The 8285-nt window shown below is 68.8% G+C and carries 4 protein-coding genes; all 4 read left to right on the top strand.

The features are described 5' to 3' along the window. Positions 1 to 25: 25 nt before the first annotated feature. Positions 26 to 4723, top strand: a complete 4698-nt coding sequence (locus H162_RS0125045) for an NAD-glutamate dehydrogenase domain-containing protein (RefSeq protein WP_020656236.1) — start codon at positions 26 to 28, stop codon at positions 4721 to 4723. A gap of 3 nt (positions 4724 to 4726) precedes the next feature. Continuing rightward, a complete protein-coding gene (locus H162_RS0125050; RefSeq protein ID WP_020656237.1) occupies positions 4727 to 5743 on the top strand; it encodes a succinylglutamate desuccinylase in 1017 nt (338 codons plus the stop codon). 140 nt (positions 5744 to 5883) lie between these two features. Beyond that, positions 5884 to 6996 carry an NADH:flavin oxidoreductase/NADH oxidase gene (locus tag H162_RS0125055; protein ID WP_020656238.1) on the top strand — a complete coding sequence of 371 codons (1113 nt, stop codon included), beginning with the start codon at positions 5884 to 5886 and terminating at the stop codon, positions 6994 to 6996. Between the two features lie 126 nt (positions 6997 to 7122). Then, complete coding sequence (locus H162_RS0125060) at positions 7123 to 7983, top strand: head GIN domain-containing protein (RefSeq protein ID WP_020656239.1); 861 nt, start codon at positions 7123 to 7125, stop codon at positions 7981 to 7983. Positions 7984 to 8285 lie beyond the last annotated feature (302 nt).

Consider the following 8285-nt stretch of genomic DNA (forward strand, 5'->3'; position numbering starts at 1 on the left):
TGCATACAAACTTTGGAGAAGCACGATGAAAGACATGCCCAACGATTTGCGTAACCAGACGCTCGCGCTGGTCAACGCAAACCACGCCGCCGGCAATGCCCCCCAGGTGGGCGCCCTGATCAGCGCGTGGCTCGGATCGCTCGATGACGAAGACCTGGCCGGCACCGCGCCCGAGTGCCTGGCGCCGGTGCTGTGGGAAGGATTCACCCAGCTGGCGCAGCGCACCGGCCCGGGTTGCCAGATCGCCCAGATGCGCTATTCCGACGGACGTGGCGGCATGGCGACCGCCCTGCTGATCCTGAATGACGACATGCCTTACCTGGTCGACTCGTTCGTGATGGCGATGCGCAAGGAGCGCGTGACCGCCGCCGGCGTGATGAACGCCGTGCTGCCGGTGCGCCGCGACGCCAGCGGCGCCGCGGTGTCGGTCGGCGAAGCCGGCAGCCCGCTCGAGTCGATCGTGCTGTGCCTGCTGAACGACGAACTGCAGTTCGCCGAGCTGGACGCGCTGACCGCGCGCCTGCGCATGGTCGCCAGCGATGCCGCCACCGTGCACCGCGACGCCGTCGCGATGGCCGACCGCATGACCGCCGTGGCCGCCGATGCGGCCGCCAACGGCACCCCGGAAGGCCAGGAAGTGGCCGCCTTCCTCGAATGGGCCAAGAACGAAGGCTTCGAGCCCTTCGGCTACGCCTACTACGTGGTCAAGGAAGGCGCGCGCGAACTCGAGCGCGACCTGCCGAGCCGCATCGGCGTGCTGAAGGACACCTCGCACCCGGTCTACGGCAGCTGCCTGGCCAACATCCCGGGCGATTTCGACACGCTGTCGCGCCGCGCCGACACCCTGTCGATCGTCAAGGCCGACGTCGAAGGCACCCTGCACCGCGACCAGCCGCTCGACTTCATCGGCGTGCGCGACACCGACGCCCAGGGCAAGATCCTGGGCGAGTACTGCTTCATCGGCCTGTTCACCCGCGCCGCCACCTCGACCCCGCTGGCGCGCCTGCCGTTCGCGCGCGGCCGCGTGGCCAAGGTGCTGGGCATCGCCGGCGTGCGCCAGGAAGGCTTCCGCGCCGAGAAATTCGTCGAGATCCTGGAATCCCTGCCGCGCACCGAAGCGCTGGAAGCCGAGCCGGAATGGCTGGCCCAGGTGTGCAGCTCGGTGGTCTCGCTGTACAAGCAGCCGCGCCCGAAAGTGTTCGCGCGCCGCGACGTGTACCGCCGCCACCTGAACGTGCTGGTCTACCTGCCGCGCGAGCGCTACAGCGCCGCGGTCGGTTCCGCCCTGGCCCAGGCCCTGCAGGACAGCTCGGGCGCGCGCGAAGTGCGCGTCCAGCCCCTGGTGGCCGACGGCCCGCTGGCGCGCGTCTACCTGATCGCCCACGCCGCGCGCTACCCGCTCGACCTGGAAACCGATATCCAGCGTCCGCTGCTGGGCGTGCTGGACGGCTGGCATGACCGCTTCGCCGTCCTGACCCACGGCCTGGAAGACAGCGCCCTGCGCAGCAGCCTGCGCAAGCTGGTCACCACCCTGCCGGTCAGCTTCGTCACCGCGACCGCGCCGGAAACCGCGTTCCGCGACGCCCAGGCCGTGCTGAAGAACGGCCAGCCGAATCACGTCTCGGTGCGCATCGAGCTCGACGAGGCCTGCCCCACCACGATCCGCCTGTACTCGGGCGACACCGTGCCCTCGCTGTCGCGCATCCTGCCGGCGCTGCACAATGCCGGCGTGGCGGTCGACCGCGAGCAGACCTTCAAGATCACCACCGCCGACGGCGTGCGCCACTACGTGACCGCGCTGTCCGTCGACGCCGAGAGCGCAGCCAAGCTGGCCAAGCCTGGCATCGCCCCGGTGGCCGAGGAGCTGTTCACCGCGCTGTTCAACAACGAGGCCGAAGACGGCCGCATGAACGGCCTGACCATCGAAGGCGGCCTGTCGATGCGCGAAGTGCAGCTGGTGCGCGCCTACATCAGCTACTGGCGCCAGACCGGCTCCAAGTTCTCGGTGCGCTACATGGCGGAAACGCTGCGCACCCAGCCGGCGCTGGTGAAGGAATTCGTCACCGGCTTCCTGCTGCGCTTCGATCCGAAGCTGGGCGATGCCGAGCGCGCCGCCGGCACGGCCAAGCTGGCCGCGCTGAAGGCCGGCCTGTCGAGCGTCAACCACGCCGACACCGAGGAAATCATGGCTGCCCTGGTCGAGCTGGCGCAGGCCACCATGCGCACCAACTACTTCCAGAACAGCGGCGAGAAGATCATCTTCAAGTTCGACACCAGCAACCTGGCGCTGGCGCCGGAACCGCGTCCGTACCGCGAGATCTACGTGTTCTCGCGCCGCTTCGAGGGCGTGCACCTGCGCGGCGGCCCGGTCGCCCGCGGCGGCCTGCGCTGGTCGGACCGCATGGAAGACTACCGCACCGAGGTGCTGGGCCTGGTGAAGGCGCAGATGGTGAAGAACGCCGTGATCGTGCCGGCCGGCTCGAAGGGCGGCTTCATCTGCAAGCAGATGCCGAAGGACGCCGCACGCGACGTGGTGGCGGCCGAGGGCGAAGCAGTCTACCGCCTGTTCATCGCCAGCCTGCTGGAAGTGACCGACAACCGCGTGCGCGGCGCCATCGTCGCGCCGGAGAACACCGTGCGCTATGACCAGGACGACCCGTATCTGGTGGTGGCGGCCGACAAGGGCACCGCGACCTTCTCCGACATCGCCAACAGCATCGCCGTCCAGCGCGGCTTCTGGCTGGGCGACGCCTTCGCGTCGGGCGGCTCGAACGGCTACGACCACAAGAAGATGGGCATCACCGCGAAGGGCGCCTTCGAGGCCGTCAAGCGCCACTTCTACGAACTGGGCCACGACATGAACACCACCCCGATCACCATGGTCGGCGTGGGCGACATGTCGGGCGACGTGTTCGGCAACGGCGTGCTGCTGTCGCGCCAGATCAAGCTGGTGGCGGCCTTCGACCACCGCCACATCTTCCTCGACCCGACCCCGGACGTCGCCATCTCGTTCAAGGAACGCGAGCGCATGTTCGCGCTGCCGCGCTCCTCGTGGGAAGACTACGACAAGAACCTGATCTCGGAAGGCGGCGGCGTGTACCCGCGCAGCGCCCGCACCATCGAGCTCAGCCCGCAGGTGCGCGCCGCCCTCGGCATCGAGGAAACCGCACTCGCGCCCGAGGAACTGATGCACCGCATCCTGCTGGCGCCGGTGGACCTGTTCTACAACGGCGGCATCGGCACCTACATCAAGTCGTCGAGCGAGACCCACGCCCAGGTGAAGGACCGCGCCAACGACCGCATCCGCGTCAACGGAGGCGAACTGCGCTGCAAGGTGGTGGCCGAAGGCGGCAACCTGGGCGCGACCCAGGCCGGCCGCATCGAATTCGCACTGGCGGGCGGCCGCATCTTCACCGATGCGATCGACAACTCGGCCGGCGTGGACTGCTCGGACCACGAGGTGAACGTCAAGATCTGGCTGGACACCGAAGTCAACGCGGGCAAGCTGCCGGAAGTGGACCGCAACCGCATCCTGAACGAGATGACCGGCGACATCGAGAAGCTGGTCCTGCGCGACAACACGCTGCAGACCCACCTGCTGACCCGCGAAGCGCAGGCCCAGGCCAGCGCGTCGGTCGTGGACGGCTACGCCGCCCTGATCACCAACCTGGAATCGGAAGGCGCCATCTCGCGCGACCTGGAGCAGCTGCCGAGCGACGCCGAACTGCAGCGCCGCAAGGCGCTCGGCCTCGGCCTCACCACGCCGGAACTGGCGGTGGTGATCGCCAACGTCAAGAACCGCTTCAAGCGCGTGCTGGCGACGCTGCCGCTGGTCGACGAGCCGTGGGCCGATTCGCTGCTGCGTCCGTACTTCCCGGCGCAGCTGGTCGCCACCCGCGACCCGCTCGACCACCCGCTGGCCAACGCGATCCTGGCGACCGTGCTGGCCAACGAAGCGGTCAACCGCTGCGGTCCGCTGATGCTGCGCGACCTGGCTGCCGAGCACCGTGTCGACGAGTCCGAAGTGGTCAAGGCCTGGGCCCGCGCCTGGTCCGCGCTGCACCTGGCGCCGGTGTTCGACGCCCTCGACGCCGACGCGCTGAAGGTGCCGCGCGATGTCTCGACCACGGTCGACGCCCGCACCCGCGTGCTGCTGCGCGCCGTGATCGAGGGCGTGCTGTCGCTGCCGCAAAGCACCGACGGCATGGCCGAGCTGTCGTCGCTGTTCGGCCAGGCCGACCAGCTGCGCGCGCTGACCCCGGCCCGTTCGGAAGCCGACGGCCATACCGGCCTGCCGGCCCAGTTCGTGGCGTCCTGGAAGACGGTCGAGACCATCGAGTCGCTGGCCACCTTCCTGTTCGCGGCGGTGTCGGTGCAGCGTCCGGGCGGCATGAGCCTGGCGCAGTTCCTGCAGGTCGGCATGAGCCTGCGCCAGCAGGCCGGCATCGACACGCTGGAACGCGGCCTCAAGCTGCCGGCGCAGAGCAAGTCGCAGGAACAGCTGCGCAACTATGCGATGCAGTCGCTGCGCCGCGCCCAGCAGCGCCTGCTGCTGCAGGTGATCGAGCGCGCCGGCAAGAGCGGCGATCCGCAGGCGGCAGTCGCCGAGGTCACCCGCGAGCGCGGCCTGTCGGGCTTCGAGCAGCCGGTCGACCTGGAGCAGGCGATGCTGGACGTGTGGTCGCTGTCGGAAGGCTCGAGCCCCGAGCGCCTGGCGGCCTGACGCATGAGCGCGGCAGCCGATTCCAACGCGCTCCCTGAAGCGGTGCGCGCACTGGCCGAAGCGAACTTCGGCACGGTCGCGCAGCGCTTCGAGGAAGCCGGCTTCGCGGTCGCCCTGCCGGCGCCCGGCATCCTGACGGTGAAGGCGCCCGGTCGTGACGCAATACGCGACGCGGCGCGCCCGAGCGTGCTGGTATCGGTCGGCGTGCATGGCGACGAGACCGGGCCGATCGAAGTCACGGCCTACGTCGTCGAGGCGCTGTCGCGTTCCCCGCGCGCGCTGGCGGTGGACCTGATGCTGTGCGTCGGGAACATCGACGCGATCGCGGCCGGCAAGCGTTTCATCGACGCGGACCTGAACCGCATGTTCCGCGCCGAGCGCGGTGCGCTGGCCGGCACCGCGGAAGCGGCGCGGGCCGACGCGATCGTCGCGGCCACCACGGCCTTCTTCGAAGGCGCGGGGCCGGAACGCTGGCACCTGGACCTGCACACGGCGATCCGGCCGTCGCACTACCCGATGTTCGCGATCGTGCCGGAGCTGATCGAGGACCGGGCGCGCGGCGCGCTGGTCGGGTGGCTGGGGCAGGCCGGCATCGGGGCCATCATCATGAATCCGAAGTCGGCGGGCACCTACAGCTACTACACGTCGGAGCACCACGGCGCGGCCGGCAGCACGGTCGAGCTGGGACAGGTGGGGACGCTGGGGCAGAACGACCTGTCGCAGTTCGCCGACATGTCGGCGGCGCTTGGCCGGCTGCTGCGCGGCGAGCCGGACGTGCCGGCGAAGGCCGAGCCGCATGTGTTCGCGACGGCGCAGTCGATCATGAAGCTGTCCGATGCGTTCAGCATGAACGTCGGGCGCGAGACCTGGAACTTCACGCCCTTGAAGAAGGGCGAGGTGATCGCGTCGGACGGGGATACCGTGTATACCGTGCAGCATGACGAAGAGCTGGTGGTGTTTCCGAATCCCGATGTGCGGGTTGGACTGCGCGCCGGGATCATGGTGGTGCGGACCGCCTGAGCCGCCTTCGTCCTCACCCATTGAACCGCCATGGGCGCCACAGGCGCCGATGGCGGTTTTTCATTTTCCCTTCCATCACGCTTGCCAAAGCACAAACACGCACGCCACGCTAGACTGAGGCTTTTCCTTCCGGAGGCTTCATGAGCATGCTGTTCTCGCCCTACGCGCTGGGCCCCCTGCAACTATCGAACCGCATCGCGATCGCGCCGATGTGCCAGTACTCGGCCATCGAAGGCATCGCGACCGACTGGCACATGATCCACCTCGGCAACCTGGCGCTGTCCGGTGCGGCACTGCTGATCATCGAGGCCACCGCCGTGGTCCCCGAGGGCCGCATCTCCCCCCTCGACCTGGGCCTGTGGTCCGACGCCCACGCCGAGGCGCTGGAGCCGATCGTCCGCGCCGTGCGCCGCCATTCGCCCATCAAGATCGCGGTCCAGCTGGCCCACGCCGGCCGCAAGGCCTCGAGCGAGGCGCCGTGGGAAGGGGGCGCGAATATCCCGCCCGACCAGGAGCGCGGCTGGCAGACCTTGGCCCCGTCGGCCGTCCCGCATGCGCAGGGCGAAACGGTGCCGCTGGCCCTCGACCGCGAAGGCCTGGCCCGGGTGCGCGACGGCTTCGTGGCCGCGGCCATCCGTTCCAGCGCACTCGGCCTGGACGCCATCGAGATCCACGGCGCCCACGGCTACCTGCTGCACCAGTTCCTGTCGCCGCTGGCCAACCGGCGCGACGACGAATACGGCGGCTCGCTGGAGAACCGCATGCGCTTCCCGCTGGAGGTGTTCGCGGCGGTGCGCGCCGCGGCGCCCGGCATGACGGTCGGCATGCGCATCTCGGCCACCGACTGGGTCGAGGGCGGCTGGGAGATCGAGCAGAGCGTGCGCTTCGCGCAGGAGCTGAAACAGCTCGGCTGCGACTTCATCCACGTCTCCAGCGGCGGCGTCTCGCCGGCCCAGCAGATCTCGCTCGGGCCGGGCTACCAGATCGCCTTCGCCGGGCGGATCCGCAAGGAGACCGGCATGCCGACCATCGGCGTCGGCCTGATCACCGAGCCGGAACATGCGGAAAGCATCCTGCAGGACGGCCAGGCCGACGTCGTCGCCCTGGCGCGCGCCATGCTGTTCGATCCGCGCTGGCCGTGGCATGCGGCGGCGAAGCTGGGCGACCAGGTGTTCGCGCCGCCCCAGTACTGGCGTTCGCAGCCGCGTGAGCACAAGGCCTTGTTCGGGGAGACCCGGCTGGGACAGCGCTGACTCGGCTGGAGCTGCGGGACAGCAGTTCAGGGGCCGTTTTTTGCAGCCTGTCGCATCCGGCGTGCGGCAGGCGAGGGTGGTTGCTAGAGTCGCATCATCGACAACAACGACCGACAAAGGACCGCCATGCGTAAGCTTCTTGCCCTTGCCACCCTCGCCGTACTGGGCGGCTGTGCCATCATCGTCGCGCCGGGTGAGGGCGACATGCGCGTCCATACCGTGTTCGACAACGACAAGGTGGACGGCAATGGCGTGGCGGCGCGCGACGAGCGTGCCGTCGCGGCGCTGCCGGCGCTGGAAGTGAGCGGGGCGATGCGGGTCGAGGTGCGCGTCGGCCCGGCGCCGTCGCTGGTGGTGGAGGCCGACAGCAACCTGCTGCCGCTGATCCGCACCGAGACGCGCGGCGACACCCTGAAGGTGTATTCCGACAGCCAGCTGCGCAGCAGGAACCCGATCCGCATCACCTACACGGTGCCGCGCCTGAGCGAGGTGCGGGCTTCCGGTTCGGGCCAGGTCGATGTGCGCGACCTGAACGGGGCGCCGCTCGACGTGCGCAAGAGCGGTTCGGGCGAAGTGCGCCTGGCGGGGAACGTGGACAGCCTGAACGCCCGCGTCAGCGGCTCGGGCGTGATCGACGCCACCGCCCTGCATAGCGCCAGCGCCGACCTCGACATGTCGGGTTCGGGCCGCGTGAGCGTGGGCGAGGTGCGCGGCGACTATGCGCGCGTGAACGTGAGCGGCTCGGGCAGGCTGGAAGCGAAAGGCGTGGTGCGTTCGCTGAATGCGCGCGTCAGCGGTTCGGGCAGCGCGGAACTGGCCGGGCTGACCACGCAGGAGGCGGACCTGAATGCCAGCGGTTCGGGCGGGATCCGGGCGACGGTCAAGCGGTCGCTGATCGCCTCGACCGGCGGGGCGGGCGGGATCCGTGTCTATGGACAGCCGGCCCAGCGCAGCATCAGGGGCGACAAGGTGCATCTCATTGATTGAGTGTCCTTGCCGCCCACCCTTGTATCTTGATCATATTGGTGGTTAGCTACCGCCAATCGAGGTGAAGACCAGCTTGAGCCCACCCTGAAGGCCCGACCTTGTAACGTAGATCAAGCCCTTCACCTCATTCTCACACCATATCCAACACTGGACGGTAGCCAAGGGCAATGACCCTGCATGCACAAGGAGAGTGAGTGTGATGATCGAGAATACAAGGAGAATTCATGTTTTACCTGGGTGTAGACGTTGCCAAAGCCAAGCTTGATTGCATGCTGCTCGATGGATCGAATGGCAAACTGAAA

Origin of the sequence: Massilia niastensis DSM 21313 (assembly GCF_000382345.1) — a bacterium.
In the GTDB taxonomy this organism is placed as follows: Bacteria; Pseudomonadota; Gammaproteobacteria; order Burkholderiales; family Burkholderiaceae_D; genus Telluria; species Telluria niastensis.